Origin of the sequence: Paenibacillus sp. S28, from assembly GCF_016624415.1 — a bacterium.
GTDB classification, from domain to species: domain Bacteria; phylum Bacillota; class Bacilli; order Paenibacillales; family Paenibacillaceae; genus Paenibacillus_AQ; species Paenibacillus_AQ favisporus.
Genome location: NZ_JACVTM010000001.1, coordinates 639,689 through 659,643, shown reverse-complemented (window position 1 = coordinate 659,643; position 19,955 = coordinate 639,689). Strand labels below are relative to the sequence as shown.

Here is a 19,955-nt window from a genome sequence, read left to right as displayed (position 1 = left end):
GTTTGAACTCAGCCCAGATTCCTTTTCATTTGCACCGTGATGATTTTGCGGCCGCCATCTATTTGGGAAATTTTCAAATCGAAAGGTCTAAAGGAATGTTTATGATAAAATGCCAGCCCTCTTGAATTCGCGTGATGACAGGAGAGGAAGAGTTCCCTCACCCCGTAGTTCTCTTTTGCCTTTTGCATCATTGCATGCAATAAAAATTCACCGGCACCTCGCCCCCTGTGACCTGGTGAGACAATGACGTTGCCAAGCCAACAAGCATGACCACTTCGGTTATATAAATTAGACGTTTGCGGGAACCCGCAAATGTCTGTCAAATCCATCGTGGATAATGCTCTGTGAGTATGCATATGTTTCGCTCCTAAAGCGGCGTAGAGTGGGTAAAATGCAATAAAGATCGTTCGCCCACGCACTGATACAGGAATTAAATCAATTCGGGAAGCGCTAAGACGCCATGCTTCGTAAAGTCGCTGATGATCGCCTCAGGCAAATATTGAACGAGCTCCGACTTCGTCGCCCATCTATACTCGTCGTGCTCGTGCGAGAGGGTTACGTACGGTTCGTCAGTCCTGCACAAATAAGATAACAGCACGATTTGCCTCCCCGGATCCGTAAAAAATGTCGTTGCAAACAGCAATCGATCGATACTTGCGTGAATCCCCGCTTCTTCTTTAATTTCGCGAATCAAAGCGGTATCCAAATCCTCGCCAAACTCCAGATTCCCACCGGCCGTTTCCCAGCCTCCCGCGCCTACTTCGTCTGAACCGGAACGTTTGAGGATCAGAATACGGCCTTGATGGATAATTACAGCTTTTAATACGACAACGATCTTACCCGTCATGATATGGTCCTCCCCATGCAGCGTCTCTCATTGTGATTGACGATACATGAAATGGGGATGGTTTTCAATTCATGAAATCGAATCTTCCGCAATCCATGAAGCAGCCTCTTGAACAAAATGGCTCGGCTTCCCGATGCTGTACAATTGCAGTTCATGCATGGCCCGGGTACAGGCGGTATAGAACAGCCGACGCAAGCTCTCTTCTCCGTATTCTTCGTCCGAAGCGTTATAGACGATTACAGCATCGAATTCAATTCCTTTGGCCAAATATACCGGAATGACAACGATTCCCTGTTTATATTCGATCGAACCGCTGGTAACGAGCTTGATGTCCTCCAGATCGTGAAGGGATTCGAATACGGATGCGCTTTGGGCTGCGGATTTGCAAATAATCGCAACGGTCCGGTGCCCCTGTTCCCGGAATTGATTGACTTTTTCCCTAATGGACTGATGTAACTGCTCCGCGTCGGCAGCTCTCGTGAGTACGGGGCGGCTTCCGTTCCGGTCAAAAGGAATGATCTCTTCCCCATTTGGGATAAGCGCTCGTGTAAATTCGACGATCGGTCTGGTGGACCGGTAGCTTCGGTTCAAGATAATGGCATCGGTTTGTTCCTCTCCGTATAATTCGGCCAGCATGCCGAAATCATCCGTACCGTCGGCGTGCGCGAAGACTGCCTGGTTGAAGTCGCCAAGCACCGTCATTTTCGCCGCTGGGAACAGCCTTTTTATAAATTCGAATTGAAACGGCGAATAATCCTGCGCCTCATCCACGAGGACATGCCGGATCGAAACATTGGTCTGGAAGCCTTCGATCAGCTCTTTTAACAGCAAATAAGGTGTTGCGTCCTCATATAAAAGCTTCCCTTGGTCCATCAGTTGAGACGTCATTTCGCCGATTTCATTCCATTCGGGAAGGAGTTCTGCTCCTTCAACCTCGTCGTCAGCCGGATGGGAAACCAGCATTTGCTTATAGATGGCCGGCGTATCGATAAAGCCCATATCTTTAATTTGTTGCCGAATACGTTTGAATTTCCTGCTGACGATCCGGCGCGCGAGCTCCTTACGGACAAGTTCCAGATCCACATCCTCTTCCGATTCTTCGGTTAACCCTTGTTTTTTTCGAAGATGCGCATAAGCTTGCTGGTATTCATCATTGTCGACCAGCTCAACGGCGTCCTGCACCCAAGGCTTTTTCCGCTCGGCCTTCTCCGCTTCTTTGACCAGCTCCTTCAGCCAATCCGACAACTTTTCCAGTCTGTTGGCAAAGCGAAGCGTCGTGTGCTCACTGTAGAATCTCTCCATGATTTCCTCGGCGGAAACGAGCGTTTTGCCTTTAAAGGATACATCCTTGAATACCATTCCGGATTGTTCCAGCGCCTGGCGGCAGGATTGGATCCGATCAAAAAACGCCTTCGTCGCCTTAAAGCGGATACCCGCCATCCGCACCCGGTAGTCCGAGTCTTCCGAAGCCGTAAGGACGTATTCCAGCTGAGTGTAAGGATCTTCAACGTCGAAGAAGCCGCTCAGCCGGTGATTCAGGTACTCCTGAAACGTGACCTGCTGCATGTTCTCTTCCCCGAGCTCTGGCAGCACGCTGGAGACATAACTCTTGAACATGGCGTTTGGTGAAAATAAAAGCATTTGGTCCGCCGTCAAACGGTTCCGGTATTTGTACAGCAAATAAGCGATCCGCTGCAATGCCGCCGACGTCTTGCCGCTCCCGGCCGCGCCCTGAACAATGAGCAGACGTGCGCTGTCATGGCGGATAATCCGGTTCTGCTCCTGCTGAATCGTCGCCACGATGCTTCGCATGTGCGTGTCTGCGGATTGACCGAGCACCTGCTGGAGAATCTCGTCACCGATGGTGAGCCGGGTATCAAACATCGACTGAATAACTCCGCTGCGGATGATGTACTGCCATTTTTGCTCCAGCGTGCCCTGAATCGGCCCGCCGGGCGTGATGTATTCAGCCGGACCCGGTGTGCAGTCGTAATACATGCTTGAGACCGGGGCTCTCCAGTCATAAATCAGGAACTTTTCACCGGTAGCATCTGTAAGTGAGGAAACGCCGATGTACACGCGCTCTGTCTCGTTCATTCCCTCTTCGGCAAAATCAATCCGCCCGAAATACGGCACATCCTGCATGCGCTGAAGCTGGGACAGCCGCTTGGAGGACTGGCGGTGGCTGCCCTGGCTTAAGGAGAGGACCTCGGACTGCTGCCTTAAGCTGATAATCGTTTCTAGAAAATCGTCAAAGTTGTCCGTGTTCACCGTAACGTCTTCCCAGAAATGCTTACGGATGTCCACAACCTCTTGCCGGCGGCGGGCCGTTGCTTCCTCATATTCGTTGATCTGATCTTGGATGATGCCAATCACCTGATTCACCCGCTGCTGCTCCTGTTGAAGTTCTTGACTCATTAAGAAACACTCCTTTACACAAATGATTGTGAGTTCCTGAAAAATAGGGGTTGACGGAACCGACGCTATGGTGTAAGATATAAGTAGATAATACTGATTAAATACATAAAATTCACATGACGCATATTTAAATTTACCATGTTGCTTTCATTTTGGCAACTCTATTTTTGTTTACTTTCTAACTCCGCCTTTCACGGGATAACGTTCCGTATGGCGGAGTTTTTATGTTCCAATGCAAGCTTTTTGTGCCAAACTCATTGATCATGTCAACATGAAAAGGAGTTACGCCGCCTGCAGACGACATAACTCCTTCGCTTTTTTGATAAAACAATTCCCGCTTTTCTCAGGGACATATTCAGAACAATATTTTTTATGCCTATTCCTTCTTTACCCCTGGACCGCCTTGATATACTCCTTCCTCCTGCTTGATGTCGTCTTCGTCCAGTCCCTGCCGTGCCAGCACATCCGCCGCGTTGTCCTTAGGCACATAGCCAATTTTTTCGCGCAAGTATCCGATATTATAATAATTGTCGTCATTTGCTGAGGTCCCGTACATTGTCAAAAACTTAAGGGATGGATCTGCCTCAATGCAGCATTCGGCCAATTGCACCATATCGCGCCGGGAGATCCAAATATGAGCGGTACGGTCCGAGTGCGGACGGTCGTCGCCCGGAAAATTGCCGATCCGGATGTTCACGGAGGAAACTCCGTACTTATCGGAATAGTAACGGCCCAGAAGCTCGATATAGCTTTTGCTGAGCCCATAAAAGCTGTCAGGCCGGTGATCCTCGGGCTTGATATGCTCTCCTACTTTATAAAAACCGGTGGCATGATTGGAACTGGCAAAGATAACCCTCGATACGCCGCCTTTACGGGCGCCTTCATAAATGTGATAAGCACCTGTCACGTTAATCGGGAGCACCTTCCCGAGGAAATCGTCTTCGTCTTTAGCCCAGCCAAAATGAAGCACCGTATCGATACCCTCCAGCGCTGTCGCCACAGCCTCTCCATCCGTGATGTCCAGCTTGCCGACTCCGTGCTCCGGATCGGGCCGAATATCCGTTGCGACCACTTCATACTTGCCTGTCGACCGGAGTCCATCCGCTACACAACTTCCGATCCGTCCGGCTGCACCGGTAACGAGTATTTTTCGTTTCACAGTTCCCACCTCATTTCTTATTGTTCGATCAGCGTTCTTCCTGCTGCCACACATCCTTATAGTCTTTATGCCGCTTGAATTGAACATGGGCAAACGAGCAGGCGGGAATAATCTTCTTGCCTTCCTTCCGGGCCATATCCACCACTGCTTTGACCAGTTCATCCCCGATCCGCTGCCCTCGCAGCTCTTCGGACACATACGTATGATCTATGACGATGGTTCTGCCATCTACGGGCTGAAAAGTGATTTCCGCCACCCTCCGATCATCCTCCACCATCACGAACCCTTGACCCGCTTCACGGATTTCTCTCAATATTCCCACGCTCCTCGTGCAAAGTTGTTCCATCTTTGTTCTATCTTCTTTATTCTTCCCCGTCGAATGGACAAGCGAAACCTACAGAGGGCTTAACGTCATAAAATGGGCTCCCCTGAATTTTACTCTGGTGCTTTACCAGAAGAAAGTGTATGATTAATACTTGTCAGTGTTTTTTCAACAAGTCGATGCATTATTCATTCAAAAGGAGTTTGACATCATGACCAGACACAAATTGGGATTCTGGATTTTGACCGCTCTCGTCGTGGGGAATATGGTCGGTTCCGGAATTTTTATGCTGCCCCGCTCGCTGTCCGAAGCGGCCAGCCCTGCGGGCGTCATTCTGGCCTGGCTGGCGACTGGGCTCGGGGTTCTTATGCTTGCGCTGGTTTTCGGAAGCCTGGCTGTCCGTAAGCCGGAGCTGAGCGGCGGGCCGCAAATTTATGCGAAGGAGCTGTTCCGGGAAGGCTCACATGGCTCCCGCCTGGCCGGCTTCATGTCCACTTGGGGGTACTGGGTAGGCAATATAGCCGGGTTTGTGGCGGTGATTACGACCTTCGCCAGTTACCTGTCGACCTTTTTTCCCGTGTTGACCAGCGATAAGGTGTGGGTGGATACCGGAATATTGACGTTAAAGGCCGGCAATGTGCTGACATTTATCGTCTGCTCGCTTCTGCTGTGGGGCACGCACGCCATCTGCATGAAAGGCATGAACGGTGCGGGCCGATTGAATTTTATCGCGACGGCAACCAAAGTGGTTGGCTTCGCCTTGTTTATTATCATTGCATTATTCGCTTTTCAAAAAAGCAACATCGGCCCCTTCCTGGCTCCTCGGACCAATGACAGCGGCGAAACGCTCAGCCTGCTGTCCCAGGTCAATGCCGCAGCCGTTGGAACGCTGTGGGCTTTTATCGGCGTCGAATCCGCCATGGTCTTTGCCGCCCGCGCCCGCCGCAAGCAGGACATCCGCCGCGCAACCATTGCCGGGCTGCTCATCTCCATCGTCTTGTATGTGGGCATCAGCATCCTGACGATGGGACTGCTGACGCAGGATCAGCTGATGGCTTCCCAGAATCCGCTGGTGGACGGCATCACCGCGGTAATCGGTCCGATCGGCGGCAAGCTCCTCGCTGCGCTGGGCTTGATCAGCCTGCTTGGATCGACGATCGGCTGGGTGCTTCTGAGCGCCGAGGTGCCGTTTCAGGCCGCCAAGCTGGGCGTGTTTCTCCCTTCCTTTTCCAAGGAAAACGGAAAAGGCATGCCGAAGACGTCGCTATGGATCTCGAACGCGGTCGGTCAGGTTTTGCTGCTGTCGACGATCTCCGGCTCGATCTCGGCAGCGTTCGATTTTATCATTTACATTGCGACGCTTGCCTATCTGGTCCCTTATTTGATTGCTTCACTCTATCATATTAAGCTGATTTGGACCGGAGAAACCTTTACGGCTCGCAAAGAACGGGTAACTGAGGGCATGATCGCGGGGCTTGCAGCATTGTATTCGCTTTGGGTCATCATCGCGGGAACGGCGGATTTGAAAACCTTCCTGCTGGGCATTGTGTTGATCGTCAGCGGCATTCTGTTTTATCCGCTGCTGTTCAAGAAAGGCAAGGTACGCAGCACATCAAACTGATCATTACTGTATGAACACAAAAAGGCGGCCATCTTGGATGGACGCCTTTTTCATAGGATTCTGTTGCGACAACAGCTTCAACTTCTACGGCTTACCGATATACAGCTTACCGTTCGCAAAAATCGCCGAATATCCAAGCTTGTACAGCTCAAAATACGGGGCAAGCGGGTCTCCTTCAAGCCCGTAGCGGTGCCATTGGAGGTAGTACGAAATCCAGTAGTCACAGGCAATGGAATAATAAGCCTCGCTCAACATTTGAACAGGTTCCTGATGATCCGTATGCTCACTCACCAGTTCAAACAACGATTCGTGTACGACGGGATCATACTCCTGCCGGAATTTTTCGAATTCGCTGCCGGATACGATGACAACTTCGGAGACCGTTCCGAGATACGCCGACGCCTCAACCGCTTCCTCAAGCTCGGCATGATCGTCCATCAGCTGCTTCAACCCGAGGATATGCCTTTGGCCAAGTTCCCTGAGCTCCTCTTCGGATACATGTTCAGATTTTCCGTTAAAATACCCGGGCACCCATTCCCCTTCAAAGTCCTGCGGATCCAGCATTTCATAGATCGGGAGGATCCGCTTTAATAAGATATCACCGTCTTCCAGGGGCGCGAACGTAGCTTCCACCCCTTTTCCACTGGGCATATAGATTTGAAAATAGCCGTAAAACATCTCTTCTTCAATAGGCCCCGCAGTTTCTTCAGCCTCTTCTTCATCCATCAATCCAAGCACGTATTTTCCATACTCCTGCTGATCGATCATATCCGCCTCCTGTCTGCTGGATTCTACTAACTAGAATTATAAAGCGTAGGCAGTGGCCGGGGCAACGGTTGGCCGGACACGGATCTTACCCGATAAAGATTAGACAATGGGTCGTGCAACTTCCCACATGATGCCTGCGTCTTGATTAGTAGATTCAAGTAAAAAGAACACGGAGGATGATCATGAAATATTCCCACTTCATGCAAGGCGTGCTGCTATCTGCAGTGGTTGTGACGGCGGTATCACCCCATTCGTTTGCGGCAGCATCCACTCAACCGGGAGATCGTATGGATGCTGCAGCACGGCTATCGGTTTCCATCTCTGCAGAGTCACCGGCCGCGTCAGCTTCCAGCACCGCCGCTTTGGGAACGGCTTTCGTTCAGGTGGCAGCCGGAAATTATTATTCGGTCGGACTCCGGGCAGACGGCTCGGTGTGGACCTGGGGAAGAAATTTATTGGGCGAACTCGGGATTCCAGATACTACGGCCGTTTCCAGCATGGTGGCACCTGTTCGTCTCAACACACTGCCACCATTGAACTCGATAGCTACCGACGGGTATGGTTACCAATTGGGCGTCGCTCGCGACGGTACGGTATGGGAATGGGGATCACGGCCGGGCTACGTCCGGGAAACCCAGGTTCCACGAGCACTCCCAGGTTTATCTGGAATCTCGCAAGTAACGACACTGCAAAAGTACAGCTTTGGTCTCGGAAGCGATGGATCCGTTAAAGCGTGGATGAGAGATCAGAAGAGCGGCGATTCGGGACAGCCGATTTCAGTTAGTGGCTTGAAAAATATCGTTCAGCTGCAGTCGACATCCGATTATATCTATGCGCTGGATTCCGCAGGATTTGTCTGGAAGTTAACGGTGAACGCCTCAGAGAATCAGCTCCACCTCTCCGTACCGGTCCGAATACAGGGTTTGCCGGCATTGAAGCAAATTTCCATGCAGCATGCCTATGACGCTTATGGAGTAGACGGTTCCGGCAAGGTATGGAATTGGTCTACCCAGGCTTCTTCTAGCACAGGAAAGCTGTATGTAAAGCCAGTGAGCATTCAGCCGTCCCTTCAGGTCCGAAATGTTTATGCTTCCCCCGGTTATGCGTTGCTGGTGAGCCGGCAAGGCGAAGTGTGGATGTACGACGGCAAAAAGGGCAGATCAGCCGTTAAAGTCAAAGGACTGCAGCGGATTGTATCGGCATCGGCCGGGGATACTCATCGTTTGGCCGTTGATGCCAAAGGCCAGGTGTACGGCTGGGGAGCGAACAATTGGAACGAGGTTGGCGTCGCGCGTAATGCGGGTGATGGCATGGAATACGCACCGGTTCCCATTCAGCGGCCAATCACCATTCGTATCAACGGCAGCTTGCTCCCCGCCTCCTTCCCGGCAGTCAATAAGAATAACTCGATCATCGTCCCTGTAAAAAGCATAGCGAAGGAGCTCGGAGGCTCTCTCGAGGCCTCTACAACTCAGGAAGGGACCACTTACAGGCTTCAATACGGCCAAACTACGGTGACTTTCCGTCCCGACTCGGCCGAAGCCGCCATTCAAGGGCAGTCCATTGCATTGTCCGGCCCGGTAAGTATGATAAACGGCGCCGTCATGGTGCCAGCCTCCCTGTTCAAACAGTTGGGATGCCAGGTCGATTGGAATCCGACTCTCGCCGAGCTGAGCATTCAAGGAAAGTAACAGGCTGTTCATGCGCAGAAAGAACACGCCGCTAAATGCGGTGTGTTCTTTTTTCATAGCGTAATTGCCTAACGATGATTGTAGCTAAATTTCATTCAGCGGTGATATGTTTAAGCAAAGCCAACAGCTCCCTGATCCTGGGAGCAAGGTCCTCGTTTCCGTTCATGATCCGGGTGAACTCCGCTTCATCCTGTTTTAGCAGCACACCGCTGAAATAATAATATCCGTAAAAAGGATCTGGCTCGTAGCCCCGAGGTTCTTCTTCCTCCCACTCCTCCTCGTCTCCGTCTTCTTTCTCGGGCCAGAGGTACTTGTCATCCAGCAGCTCATCCATGGATGATATTAAACCCACGTCACGAATATCCTGATTTGCTAATGCAGAAGCTACAGCAAGGTATAAATCGATCTCTTCGATGGTAACCTGTACCGGCTCCACCGTCCTTAGTTTCTCCATCAATACAAGAATGGTCCAAGGGGTCACCTGCCACAAGGTTCCCTGATGTTCGATCAATCCCGCTACGGAAGCGTACTGTTTTTCTATAATGAACCGAGGAATGTCCGTGCCTCTCCCATAGGCCGTCGTCAACCGATGCCATGGAACGTCTGGGATCTGAATATCGGTAATAGCCTTCATCGAATGATTTCACCTCTCGCTCTTTTTCTTACTTGCTTGCTCTGCTTATATCTACTTCCATGCCGCAGTCCATGTATCCTTTCTTCGGTTATAACAGGTTGGTATCTTAGTTACTTAAATAAAGTTTTTATGTTGACAATATTAAATTTAAAAAATATAATAACTTACGTAAAGTAACTTACTGATGAATTCAGACTGCAGTCGGTTCATAATCCAAATACATCATAGATAGTTCAGGTGGTGCAAACATGTCGTTTTTCAAAAAATTATTTGGCACAGCAGCCAAGGAGGAAGTTACAATGAGCAAATTGAACATCGGAATTATTTTGGGAAGCACGCGTCAAGGCCGGGTAAGCCCACAAGTGGGACAATGGATCAAAGAGATTGCCGACCAACGCGGTGACGCTAACTACGAAATCGTGGATATCAGCGATTATAATCTGCCTTTCCTCGGAACGACTGACGGATCCGAACCTGGCATCGCCGCTTGGAACCAAAAGCTCGGAGAACTGGACGGCTTCGTGTTCATCGTTCAGGAATACAACCACAGCATTACCGGCGCGCTGAAGAATGCGATTGACTTCGCCCGTGATGCGTGGAACAACAAGGCAGCAGGGATCGTGAGCTACGGCTCCACCGGCGGCGCCCGCGCAGCGGAACATCTCCGCGGTATCCTGGGAGAACTTTTGGTTGCCGACGTTCGCGTTCATCCAACATTGTCTCTGTTCACCGATTTTGAAAACGGGTCGGTCTTTAAACCGCAAGCCCTTCATCTGGACAATGTCAATGCCATGCTGGATCAAGTCGTAGCTTGGAGCGGAGCCCTCAAGACTTTAAGATAATTGTATACGAATAAATTCAAAAAAGCTGCCGATTAACTCGGCAGCTTTTTTATATTCACCACTATACTAATTACTCCTCAGCCTGCTTTCAATCTCCCGCGGTGACCAGCCTATTGGTTTCCTGCACCAGCTTGCGCAGAATATCAAGTGCCTCCTGTAACCGTCCGGCATCTGCCGATACCAAGGGAAATATTTGATGGACCCGTTCTGCATAGGCTGGCGGCACGATATCGAAAGCGTCGGCGAGGGCAGTCGCTCCCTTTTCGTTCATGCAATATTGATGATTTATGGCGAAAAGCACCTGGTTCAAGCAGGATACCGCCCTGAAGCAGCATCCGCTCACATAAGAGATGTCTTTCTTGGCGACCCCTTTCATCCCGATGTCAAGCGAAAATTCGGCTTCCCACAAAAACTTGCCGATAACCGCTTGCCTGTATACGGCTGGGAAAGGCGACGTTTTGGACTTCAGGGCGGTAATGATGTCCGCAGGATCCCATAGCACATGGCACAACGCGACTTCCGCCATGTAAATGGCGTTAATAAAGCCGTGAGGATGTCCTGGCTGATAATCAATCGTGACGTTTCCCTCGAGGCATTCTTCCATCTCCGTGGAGACTTTGCGGATATCGCGGTACAAAAAGTCAACCGGAATTTGTTCGACTTGCAGCCAGCCCCCGCCATTGATCCAGGGTCCCCATCCGCCAATCTCCGTGATCAGGTCCGTTCGGCCGTCATCATCGAGGACAGCAGCGATCCGACGGAGTTCTTTGATGTCCAATCCTTCCCTTGAATCATAATAGATGCCGATATCGATATCGGATCCGGGATGATGTGTCCCTCTAGCTCTGGAACCACCAAGTACGATGGCCCTGACCCCATCAACCTGACAAAGATCCTGTGTTATTCGATGGATTATGGACTGAATATCCATGTCGGCTCACCTCATTCGACTCTTTTCATTGATTATAACAGCCGCACAAACCGGATTTGGCCTTATTTCCACCATTCATCAAAAGGAGTCACAGGCAGCTCACGTTTATGCTGCGAACGGTCGTAACGCTGCTCGATCTTGAGCTGCTCCTGCGGGTCAACCTGCTGCCCGGTCAAATACTGGTCGATCACTTCGTATTCCATGCCCAGCTCGGTTTCATCCGGCTGCTGCGGCTTGTTGTCCAGCAGATCGGCCGTAGGCGTCTTCAGATACAACCGCGCTTCGGCGTCCAAAGCTTTAAGCAGCTGACGGCCCTGCTCTTTGGTCAGCCCGGTCAGCGGCAGAATATCCGCTCCCCCGTCACCGAATTTCGTGAAAAACCCGGTGAGCGCTTCGGCGGCATGGTCCGTTCCGATCACCAAACACTGCCGCTCACCGGCGATGGCGTACTGGGCGATCATCCGCATTCTCGCTTTGACGTTTCCTTTATGGTAATCGGGAAGCCCGTTTCCGGTAGATTCAGAATACGTAAGGGCAAAAGCGTTGACGGCATTCATAATGTTGAAATCATAGCTTTCGTCCGGCTTGATAAAATCCAGCGCCTTCTGCGCATCGTCCTCATCCTTCTGAATGCCGAAAGGGAGCCGAACCGCGTAAAATTTGGCCTCATATCCTTCCGCACGCAGCTCCTGGACCGCAAGCTGGGCAAGGCGTCCTGCCAGGGTCGAGTCCTGCCCGCCGCTGATGCCGAGCACGAACCCTTTGGCCCCTGCCTTTTTGCAGTAATCCTTGAGGAAACCGATTCGTCTGCGAATTTCCTCCTCCGGCTTAATCTCAGGCTTTACATGAAGTTCTTCAATAATTTGTTGTTGGTTTCTCATATAAATGACTCCCTTCTATCGATACAGTTTATGTTGGCACATATAAGCATAGCAGTTGTCGGGAACCAGGTAACGCGGCTCACCGCCTCGTTGGAATTCATCCCGGATATACGTCGAGCTGATTTCCATCGCAAGCCCTTTGTCGATCAAATGAAACGTCTGTCCGTCGTCGGCGTTCCGCAGAATCGGCGATTTGCTGATGGCCGCCAGCATGTTGATTCCGTCCCGAGCCATTACGATAAACTTGTATTCCTGGATGAGCTCCTCGGATTTTTTCCATTTCCCTTCCCCGATATCAAGCAGTAGATCCGCACCCATGATAAAATAAATGTCGTCGTCCGGGAATGCCTCCTTGTAATGCTTCAGCGTCAGATAGGTGGCAATTTCCCATCCTGCTTGCTTCATCTCATAATCGTCCGCGACAAATTTATCATTGCCATCTATCGCAAGTTGAATCATGTTCCACCGGTGCTCGTCGCTGGCATGCAGCGATTTATCCGGCCTTTTGCTTGAACAGGGCAGGAAGATCACCCGGTCCAGCCGGCATCGGTGGGCCACGGTGCTGGCCGTCCACAGATGCACGTTGGTAATAGGATCGAACGAGGATCCGTAAATTCCGATTTTCGCCATGTTCCCCTCCTTAAGTCTGCAGCTGCCGCTGGATGTCCTGCTGAATTTCGTCGATCAGCCTCATTTTGTTATCCCAGCATGCCTGGCTCAGGTTCACCGGATACTCAGCCGGATTCAGGATCCGCTGATATTCCTCCCACAACACCTGAAGGTTGTCACGTGCAAACGCTCTGATGTCCTTCAAGTCTGGCAGTTCATACACCAGCTCTCCGCTGTCAAAAACCAGATGATGGAGCTCCCTTGCCTCAAAACCGGTCACGAACTTGGCAATATACGTATGCACCGGATGGAACATTTTGAGACGCGTCTCTTTCTGTGGTTCTTCATGCTCCAGCGCAATATAATCGCCTTCCGATTTGCCGTTGCTCCGGTTGATGATGCGATAAACCCGCTTTCTGCCCGGGGTTGTAATCTTTTCGGGATTCGAGCTGATTTTAATGGTGTCGACCATTTCACCTGTTTCATTCTCAATGGAAATCAGCTTGTAAACGGCTCCCAGTGCCGGCTGATCGTAAGCGGTAATGAGCTTGGTTCCGACACCCCACACATCGATCTGCGCCCCCTGGGCTTTCAGGCTCATGATCGTCTGTTCATCGAGATCGTTGGAGGCATAAATTCGGGCTTGCGGAAAACCGGCATCGTCGAGCATTTTTCTGGCCTCTTTAGATAAATAAGCCAGATCGCCGCTATCCAAACGTATGCCTTTGAAGGAGATCCGATCGCCGTACGCTTTGGCCGCCTTAATCGCGTTTGGTACCCCGGACTTCAACGTGTCATACGTATCGACTAGGAAAACGCAGTCCCGGTGGGACTCTGCATACTTACAGAAAGCGGTATACTCATCCCTGTAGGCCTGAACCATCGCATGGGCATGCGTTCCTGCCGTCGGAATGCCGAACAGTTTGCCGGCCCGCACGTTCGATGTCGCATCAAACCCTCCGATGTACGCCGCGCGCGTTCCCCAAATGGCTGCATCCATTTCCTGAGCCCGCCTGGATCCGAACTCCATCGTGATGTCGTTTCCGGTAACCTGCTTCATGCGGGATGCCTTAGTCGCGATCAGAGTCTGATAGTTGACGATATTCAGCACAGCCGTCTCAATTAACTGAGCTTCCGCCAGCGGTGCCTCAATCCGCATCAGCGGTTCATTGGCGAACGCCAGCTCCCCCTCCCTCATAGACTTCACTGTTCCCGTGAAGCGGATCCCGGAGAGATATTTTAAAAACTCGTCGCTGTATCCATCTTCCTTCAGGTAAGACAGATCGGATTCCGTAAAACGAAATTGCTGCAGATAGCGCACCACCCGTTCCAGTCCGGCGAAGACGGCATAGCCGTGGTGAAACGGGATTTTACGAAAATAAACCTCAAACACGGCCCGCCGTTCATGAATTCCATCCTGCCAGTAGGCCCGCGTCATATTGATCTGATATTTATCCGTATGCAGCGCAAGGCTGTCATCTGCATCATGAAGATTGGTATCCTGAATCGGTTGCTGATTCATTCGTTGGTCCTCCTTTTGTAAAATAACAATTAACCAAATGTTAAATCAGATTTCGAAAAAAATAAGATCTCTAATTTCGCACAATGGATTTACTTCTTGCTGTGATATATGGAGCTGCTGATATCCGCATCCACAAAGCGGTACAGCTGCGTCGGTTTCTTCGACGTTCGGCTCGTCTTCTTGCCGGCCACCTCCTGGATAAACGGGAGGGACTTGATCTTTCTGGCAAAAGCCGCATCCAGAGCAATCGCCGAATCTTTCGTTACGGTGAGCAGAACGCTCTGCAGCTCCGAATAGGTAAACTCTTCAGGCAGAAAATCCTTGGCCGCCGTCGTCTCCAGCAGCTTCCGCCGGATGACGGCAATGGCGTCCTGGATGATGGCTTCATGGTCAAACGCCAAGTCCAGCGACAGGACGTCGTCGACCGGAAACAGCTCAACCTCGCTCGCGTCATCATTGGCTGCTCTCTGGGACAGATGGCGTTCGGGCACGATCGCATAATGCGCGTTCGATATGATCCAGCCCCGCGGGTCCCGGCCCGGCGTATCGTATACGCCAAAATGCTCCAGATGAATATGCTCGACCCCAGTCTCTTCTTTCAGTTCCCGCTGCGCCGTTTGAAACGCGGATTCCGTTGGTTCGACAAAGCCTCCCGGCAGCGCCCACTTCCCTGCTTCGATGTTGGGGCGGCCCTCATTGTCCGTCATACTCCGTTTAATGAGCATAATTTGCAGCTCCATAACCGGCGGTTTAAATGCTTCCGTCTTCTCCGAACGGATTGTAAAAACCGCGATGTCGGACGTATAGCCGTCAGGTGTGCGGTACTTTCGGACATCGTATTGCTGAAGTGCTTGTTCGTTGGACATATTTGCCTGCGCCTTTCCTGTTTCGATTTACAATTAACATTTTGTTAATTAATAATATACCCGGGTTGGTTTTTTGTGTCAAGGGTTATGTTTCCAAAAAAATAAAATGAAACCCTAGAATTGGCGCTTTACATAAAAAACAAAAAACAAGCCGCTTTGCCAGCGGCTTGTTTCAACTCCTCATCCTTCAGGTTTCACTTTAAAACTATTGAATTCTTTAACCAATCCGGCATTCTCCAGAAAAATATTTTTACCTCCTAATTGGTTACCCATGCCCAGCTTGTTTCCTCCAGCCAAGTAAATGCTGACGGAATCCCCGGCAGTGAACTCTACCGACATGCCGTGGAAGAACGTTTCTGGAAAGGTCCCCGGCAGCGTCACTTCCGTGCCTTCGGCAGTAATTTTTTTAAGGATCCGGCAAACGGTACGAATCCCATCCTGATCCTTCTTGTTCGCTCCAATCAGAGGTTTGTAAATGATGTCCCCATCCTGAATGTGAACATAACTCACGGTGTCGACGGCACATGAAGCGGCCATCTCCTGAAAGCTGCGTTCTTTAGGCAGTGCCTTTCGTTCTTCGGCATAAGAAGGCCGTTCATAAGTTAACCGCTCGGAGCGGGTGTTCTTTTGGAACGGACTGTGATAAGCAAAATCTACAATTCCATGCCCCATATCCCCGGCGAAGCTCAGCGTATCTCCAGGATACGGCGTCTGGTTGTCACGGGCGTATGCCAAATCTTTTCCCGTTAAAAGCTTGTCGGCGAGTACCGTTGTCGTGTTATCCTTCAGATCGACCAGCGTCAGCAAGCCCGTGCGGCCCGGCCGGACGACCAGATAATCCGCTCCAACGAACTGAACGCCGAACACATCATCCTGCTTGGTCAAAGCAGGCAGATCATACGTCGAGACGATCTTCCCTTCGTCGTTATATACCCACACGATCTTTCCGTCCGTCAGTACCGTATATTCGATCCAGCCTTTAGGATCATAAACCTGATAGTTTGACGTATTCGGTTCGTACCGGAGGTCATAAGCCGCATGCTTCTGATCGACGATCCGGTTATTGCGGATCAGAAGCTCGTAAACATCATAATGGGGCTGTGGGTTCGCGTACTTGTCCACAAAGGTCAGCACCTTATTTTTCCCACTTCGAACCGCTCCATCGGTCGTAACGATCCCTTTAAATTCAGCATCCAGTTTACCGATCGAGATGACATCAGACTGTTCATCTTTGGTTAGATACAGGTCACGGGTAACCTGATTCAACCAAATCGCATAGGGCGTAAATCTCAGGTAATCGTCCGACTTCGTCATATGTACGGTTTGCGTAGCCTTCTCCCACTTCACTTCCGTTCCCATAGCCTCGGAGAAAAAGCGCAGCGGGGCATACACCCGCCCGTCGACCATTCGAAGTGGCGAGGACAGGGCGACAAGCTGTCCATTGACGCTAGCGCTTTTCGAGCCAAAAGGCAGTTTCACGGTTAGCTTTGGATACCTCATTGTTACCGTTCTGGCCTGACCGTTCCAAGAGACCAGGGTACCGAGCACTTCTCCCATATCCCGGACCGGCAGATAAACCGTACCTTTGTCAAGAAAAGGGGGTGTTTTCGGATTTGCAGCTTTACCGTTCATCGTCATGTTAATGCCAGTATTGGCCGCTGCTTTGGGTGCCGCGGAATTGTCGGCGCTAACAGGCAGTGCAATTGCAAATGCAGCAGTGGCGGCCAGAAAAGCAGCCGGCAGAAATGAATTCCATCGTAGTTTGAAGCGCATCAGATAGGATCCTCCCGTTATAAAAAGATGAGTGCCTAATCAATAAACGCCGGAAATCAGCTGTTGGTTGCTGCCCTGAGAAATTTCCCCGTAAATAATTCACCAGCTTCAGTGCCGCATGTGATGATTTGCCCGCCTTACCGCCAAGCGCTGACCCGCTCGGATTTGCGGACAAACATCGCCGTCAGGGACTTCGCTCTCGCATCGAGCAGCATATTGCGCCCCTCGGGAGTCCGGGTATAGACCAGCTCAGCCGGTCCGATATGCTTGCGCCACAGAACGGCAAAACGCTCGGCATGTTCCTTGCGGCGTCCGATCTCCTCCGGGACTGCATGATAATCATGCGACCGGCCAAACCACAGCCGCGATGTGCGATAGATTAGATAGCGGGGATTGTCGATCGGATCGAGCAGCTGCTGCAGGGCATTAAGAAACAGCGCCTTTTCATGCGTACTCCCATCCCTCAGCCAGCATACGACGGTACCTCCTTCCTCATGGCTTCCAATCAGATGAATACTCGGAGCGGGTTGGACCAGCTTCAGTTCATACAGCACGGTGTATACGGCTAATCCGACTTCGCGAATACTTCGATCCAGCGACTGGTGCTTGATCGTCATTTTTGCAGCCTTGTAGATCCAGGGACTGGCACAGACGGCCGCCAAGATGGCAGCAATGCTGAATTTGAACCACCCCGGTACATCCGTGTGCAGCATTTGTGGCGATGAGGCCGCGTCAAAAAACGTCTCCAAACCGAGCACCAACGCGGAAATAAGAACCGCTTTGATCGTATAGGGATAAACCACCGGCCTTGGAACGCTCTTGCCTTCCGCCTTCAGCTCCTCGGTCATCGAACCCTGCAGGGCAACGGCTGTTGCCCAGTGCTCCTTGAGCAAGTGCCGCTCCTTTGCCCTTTCCAATGTTTGTGCGTTGTACAGCTCAATATCCCTTTCCGCTAACCGTCCCGGCCCCAATCCCATTCGCTCCATGCCGGATTCGATCGTTTCATTCGTAATGGACAAGCCCACCAACGAGCGGAAACGTCTGGCAAGAGACGCCATATCTTCTCCTCCATCCGCAAGCTCCGTATCGACGCAGGCCAAATGCCATATCGCCCCGGTTTTGTCCGGATTTCCGCGCTGCGAACGGATCGCACGCCCCCGCATCTGATTGGACAGCATAAATGAGCCTACGTAGGAGGCCGTGATCATCGAATTGATCCCCGGCGCATCCCATCCTTCGCCCAGCAGCGCAGCCGTACCAACGAGTACGCGGACACCGCCTTGGTCAAAGAGCTCTGTGACCCATTCGACGATAACGGAACGATTCGAATCGCGCACATCGATCGTCACGTATTCGGAATCGTGGGCGAGCGGCCGCTCCGTGAGCGTAATACCGCGCTGACCGGCTGTCTCCCGCACCCATGCTGCCGCAGCGACTGGCAGGATCACAAGTGAGCCGGTCAGAACGCCGATGGGGAGCTCTCGCCCGCTCGGTTCTTTTTCTCTAAGCCGTCTGCGGATGGTTTCGAAAATCGGGACCACCCCAAGGCGCTGAATTGGCTGTTCATCCCCCGCTTGCTTAGGCATGTCTTCCTTCCGGATATAATCGGTCAGGATGACCATTCGCAGGCCTTCGCCAAGGACTGATCTCTCAAAATCGAGGATATGTCCGATTTGCTTCAGCTTCGAAACGCTGTGAACCAGCATTTTGTCCAGGGCCGGGGTGGACCGCAAATACAGTTTTCGCCGCTCAATCATGCCGAGTTGGCTGAGCCGTCTGCGAAGTTCCTTCAGCTCAGGCCGATCTGAATCCACATGGGCATCTTTAAACAATACCCCGTTCAACAGCTCCTCCAGCCATTCGTCGCTTAGATTAGGCGTATCTGCTTCTTTGAGCCCCAGCAGCCTGACCGCATCGCGCCACACCGGCTGATTCGCCGCCCGTAAGAAAATGACCATGCTGGAGTAATAACCCGGGGAAGATAATATCTCTTCCATATGGGATTCCGCGTTTGTGATCCAAGGGTGGCCGGCGATCAGTTCGGTCATGAACTTGTCCCGGATGAGCTCGCCCCGCAGTCTGTCCGCATGCATGCGAAACTCGCGAAGCTGTGCCGCTTCCTTCTCCTCAGGCGGGGTCAGCATGATGTAATCCTGATGCGGGCATAATTCGCCATGACGGACGAGCTCCGGCACGCTGATCTCCTCATCAATCGGCCCGCACAGCTCGATATACCGCTGCCACTCGTTCGGGTTCACGTCATACGGCGGCGTTGCCGTCAGCGCAATTTTGGTCGGCCGCTCCAGCATGCCGCACAGCTGAACCGTGGTTCTCCACCAGGACACTCGTAAATGATGGGCTTCATCAAAAATGACGGTGTGCAGTCCCAGCTTCTTCAGCTTTTCAATGATCTCCATCGCTGCTGAAGGCTGGTCCACCTCGTCTTCCTTCTCCGCCTCATCCGTGTCTTCTGGAATCTCCTGCTCTTCCGAAGCCGATCCACGTTCAGTCGCAGCATCTTCCGTATCATCGACCGCAGCTTTTAGACCATGTTCACTTAGAACGGTAGGCTGCTTGTCTCCCTGCTCCTCATCCTTTTTCCCGGCGGCAGTGAGAACAGTATGTAAGGCCTGATATGTTGTAATTGTGACCATGGCCGGATGATGAATGGAAGTCGACAACCAATCCGGGCGTATGTCTGTATCCAAAAAAAGCTCCATGAAGCGGTTTGCCCACTGCTCCTTGATCGTCAAAGTCGGTGCCAAAATGATCGTCGGCCGGTTGATGCGCAGCATGACTTCAAGGCCCAGAACGGTTTTGCCGGATCCGGGAGGCGCGACAAGATGCAGGTGCCGATTGCGCAAATGCTCGTCCAACCGGTCCAGTATCCGCTTTTGATAGGAACGCCACGGATAGCGAAATTTGATATGGTCAGGAAAAGCCTTGGTCTGATTCTCCATGGCAGTTCACCTCTTTTCATCTATTTCCTTTCGTCCATATCCCTCTTTACGCCGAAAAACGTGCCACGGATTCGGGGAATGGATATTTTGTAAAATGATTCATGATTTGAG

The 19,955-nt window shown here is 51.5% G+C and carries 17 protein-coding genes; 3 read left to right on the top strand and 14 right to left on the bottom strand.

Annotated elements, in window-relative coordinates; genetic code table 11:
- Positions 1 to 8: 8 nt before the first annotated feature.
- The 5 genes from IAE55_RS02900 to IAE55_RS02880 form a co-directional block, all read right to left on the bottom strand.
- The gene (locus tag IAE55_RS02900; protein WP_105443031.1) at positions 9 to 356 is read right to left on the bottom strand and encodes a GNAT family N-acetyltransferase; all 348 of its coding nucleotides are present in this window, start codon (positions 354 to 356) and stop codon (positions 9 to 11) included.
- Between the two features lie 74 nt (positions 357 to 430).
- Entirely contained in the window at positions 431 to 847 is a 417-nt protein-coding gene (locus IAE55_RS02895) for an NUDIX hydrolase (protein ID WP_145157344.1), read from the bottom strand.
- A 69-nt stretch (positions 848 to 916) separates the two neighbouring features.
- A complete protein-coding gene (gene helD / locus IAE55_RS02890) occupies positions 917 to 3,265 on the bottom strand; it encodes an RNA polymerase recycling motor HelD (protein WP_200630870.1) in 2,349 nt (782 codons plus the stop codon).
- Between the two features lie 376 nt (positions 3,266 to 3,641).
- Entirely contained in the window at positions 3,642 to 4,424 is a 783-nt protein-coding gene (locus IAE55_RS02885) for an NAD-dependent epimerase/dehydratase family protein (protein ID WP_200630869.1), read from the bottom strand.
- Between the two features lie 28 nt (positions 4,425 to 4,452).
- On the bottom strand, positions 4,453 to 4,737 hold the full coding sequence (locus IAE55_RS02880; RefSeq protein ID WP_192714240.1) for a GNAT family N-acetyltransferase: 285 nt from the start codon (positions 4,735 to 4,737) through the stop codon (positions 4,453 to 4,455).
- A gap of 220 nt (positions 4,738 to 4,957) precedes the next feature.
- On the opposite strand from IAE55_RS02880, the gene IAE55_RS02875 reads away from it, so the two are divergent.
- The gene (locus tag IAE55_RS02875) at positions 4,958 to 6,367 is read left to right on the top strand and encodes an amino acid permease (protein WP_192714241.1); all 1,410 of its coding nucleotides are present in this window, start codon (positions 4,958 to 4,960) and stop codon (positions 6,365 to 6,367) included.
- 84 nt (positions 6,368 to 6,451) lie between these two features.
- Here IAE55_RS02875 and IAE55_RS02870 read toward each other — a convergent pair whose 3' ends face one another.
- Entirely contained in the window at positions 6,452 to 7,135 is a 684-nt protein-coding gene (locus IAE55_RS02870; RefSeq protein WP_234489248.1) for a hypothetical protein, read from the bottom strand.
- A 182-nt stretch (positions 7,136 to 7,317) separates the two neighbouring features.
- Here IAE55_RS02870 and IAE55_RS02865 point away from each other — a divergent pair, with 182 nt between their 5' ends.
- A complete protein-coding gene (locus IAE55_RS02865; RefSeq protein ID WP_200630868.1) occupies positions 7,318 to 8,826 on the top strand; it encodes a stalk domain-containing protein in 1,509 nt (502 codons plus the stop codon).
- Between the two features lie 91 nt (positions 8,827 to 8,917).
- Here the strand turns inward: IAE55_RS02865 and IAE55_RS02860 are convergent, their stop codons facing one another.
- Positions 8,918 to 9,460: a hypothetical protein gene (locus IAE55_RS02860; protein WP_200630867.1), complete on the bottom strand. Its 543-nt coding sequence runs from the start codon at positions 9,458 to 9,460 to the stop codon at positions 8,918 to 8,920.
- 248 nt (positions 9,461 to 9,708) lie between these two features.
- Here IAE55_RS02860 and IAE55_RS02855 point away from each other — a divergent pair, with 248 nt between their 5' ends.
- On the top strand, positions 9,709 to 10,302 hold the full coding sequence (locus IAE55_RS02855) for an NADPH-dependent FMN reductase (RefSeq protein ID WP_145157339.1): 594 nt from the start codon (positions 9,709 to 9,711) through the stop codon (positions 10,300 to 10,302).
- 88 nt (positions 10,303 to 10,390) lie between these two features.
- Here IAE55_RS02855 and IAE55_RS02850 read toward each other — a convergent pair whose 3' ends face one another.
- The 7 genes from IAE55_RS02850 to IAE55_RS02820 all read right to left on the bottom strand — a co-directional run bounded on the left by IAE55_RS02850 (position 10,391) and on the right by IAE55_RS02820 (position 19,844).
- Positions 10,391 to 11,233, bottom strand: coding sequence for a nucleotidyltransferase family protein (locus tag IAE55_RS02850; protein ID WP_145157338.1), 843 nt, complete (start codon positions 11,231 to 11,233; stop codon positions 10,391 to 10,393).
- A gap of 62 nt (positions 11,234 to 11,295) precedes the next feature.
- Positions 11,296 to 12,114 carry an ammonia-dependent NAD(+) synthetase gene (gene nadE, locus IAE55_RS02845; RefSeq protein ID WP_145157337.1) on the bottom strand — a complete coding sequence of 273 codons (819 nt, stop codon included), beginning with the start codon at positions 12,112 to 12,114 and terminating at the stop codon, positions 11,296 to 11,298.
- A 15-nt stretch (positions 12,115 to 12,129) separates the two neighbouring features.
- Complete coding sequence (gene nadD / locus IAE55_RS02840) at positions 12,130 to 12,744, bottom strand: nicotinate (nicotinamide) nucleotide adenylyltransferase (protein ID WP_200630866.1); 615 nt, start codon at positions 12,742 to 12,744, stop codon at positions 12,130 to 12,132.
- A gap of 10 nt (positions 12,745 to 12,754) precedes the next feature.
- Positions 12,755 to 14,245, bottom strand: a complete 1,491-nt coding sequence (locus IAE55_RS02835; protein WP_200630865.1) for a nicotinate phosphoribosyltransferase — start codon at positions 14,243 to 14,245, stop codon at positions 12,755 to 12,757.
- Positions 14,246 to 14,334: 89 nt separating this feature from the next.
- A complete protein-coding gene (locus IAE55_RS02830) occupies positions 14,335 to 15,111 on the bottom strand; it encodes an NUDIX domain-containing protein (RefSeq protein WP_200630864.1) in 777 nt (258 codons plus the stop codon).
- A gap of 180 nt (positions 15,112 to 15,291) precedes the next feature.
- On the bottom strand, positions 15,292 to 16,884 hold the full coding sequence (locus IAE55_RS02825) for a copper amine oxidase N-terminal domain-containing protein (protein WP_200630863.1): 1,593 nt from the start codon (positions 16,882 to 16,884) through the stop codon (positions 15,292 to 15,294).
- A gap of 137 nt (positions 16,885 to 17,021) precedes the next feature.
- A complete protein-coding gene (locus IAE55_RS02820) occupies positions 17,022 to 19,844 on the bottom strand; it encodes a DEAD/DEAH box helicase family protein (RefSeq protein ID WP_200630862.1) in 2,823 nt (940 codons plus the stop codon).
- Between the last annotated feature and the right edge of the window lie 111 nt (positions 19,845 to 19,955).

Bases quoted from the DNA above. Each gene is read 5' to 3' on its own strand.
- IAE55_RS02870 (WP_234489248.1), bottom strand. From the start codon at position 7,135: ATGATCGATCAGCAGGAGTATGGAAAATACGTGCTTGGATTGATGGAT.
- nadD (WP_200630866.1), bottom strand. From the start codon at position 12,744: ATGGCGAAAATCGGAATTTACGGATCCTCGTTCGATCCTATTACCAAC.
- IAE55_RS02820 (WP_200630862.1), bottom strand. From the start codon at position 19,844: ATGGAGAATCAGACCAAGGCTTTTCCTGACCATATCAAATTTCGCTAT.
- IAE55_RS02830 (WP_200630864.1), bottom strand. From the start codon at position 15,111: ATGTCCAACGAACAAGCACTTCAGCAATACGATGTCCGAAAGTACCGC.
- IAE55_RS02835 (WP_200630865.1), bottom strand. From the start codon at position 14,245: ATGAATCAGCAACCGATTCAGGATACCAATCTTCATGATGCAGATGAC.
- IAE55_RS02850 (WP_145157338.1), bottom strand. From the start codon at position 11,233: ATGGATATTCAGTCCATAATCCATCGAATAACACAGGATCTTTGTCAG.
- nadE (WP_145157337.1), bottom strand. From the start codon at position 12,114: ATGAGAAACCAACAACAAATTATTGAAGAACTTCATGTAAAGCCTGAG.
- IAE55_RS02875 (WP_192714241.1), top strand. From the start codon at position 4,958: ATGACCAGACACAAATTGGGATTCTGGATTTTGACCGCTCTCGTCGTG.
- IAE55_RS02860 (WP_200630867.1), bottom strand. From the start codon at position 9,460: ATGAAGGCTATTACCGATATTCAGATCCCAGACGTTCCATGGCATCGG.
- IAE55_RS02855 (WP_145157339.1), top strand. From the start codon at position 9,709: ATGTCGTTTTTCAAAAAATTATTTGGCACAGCAGCCAAGGAGGAAGTT.
- helD (WP_200630870.1), bottom strand. From the start codon at position 3,265: ATGAGTCAAGAACTTCAACAGGAGCAGCAGCGGGTGAATCAGGTGATT.
- IAE55_RS02825 (WP_200630863.1), bottom strand. From the start codon at position 16,884: ATGCGCTTCAAACTACGATGGAATTCATTTCTGCCGGCTGCTTTTCTG.
- IAE55_RS02865 (WP_200630868.1), top strand. From the start codon at position 7,318: ATGAAATATTCCCACTTCATGCAAGGCGTGCTGCTATCTGCAGTGGTT.
- IAE55_RS02895 (WP_145157344.1), bottom strand. From the start codon at position 847: ATGACGGGTAAGATCGTTGTCGTATTAAAAGCTGTAATTATCCATCAA.
- IAE55_RS02900 (WP_105443031.1), bottom strand. From the start codon at position 356: ATGCATACTCACAGAGCATTATCCACGATGGATTTGACAGACATTTGC.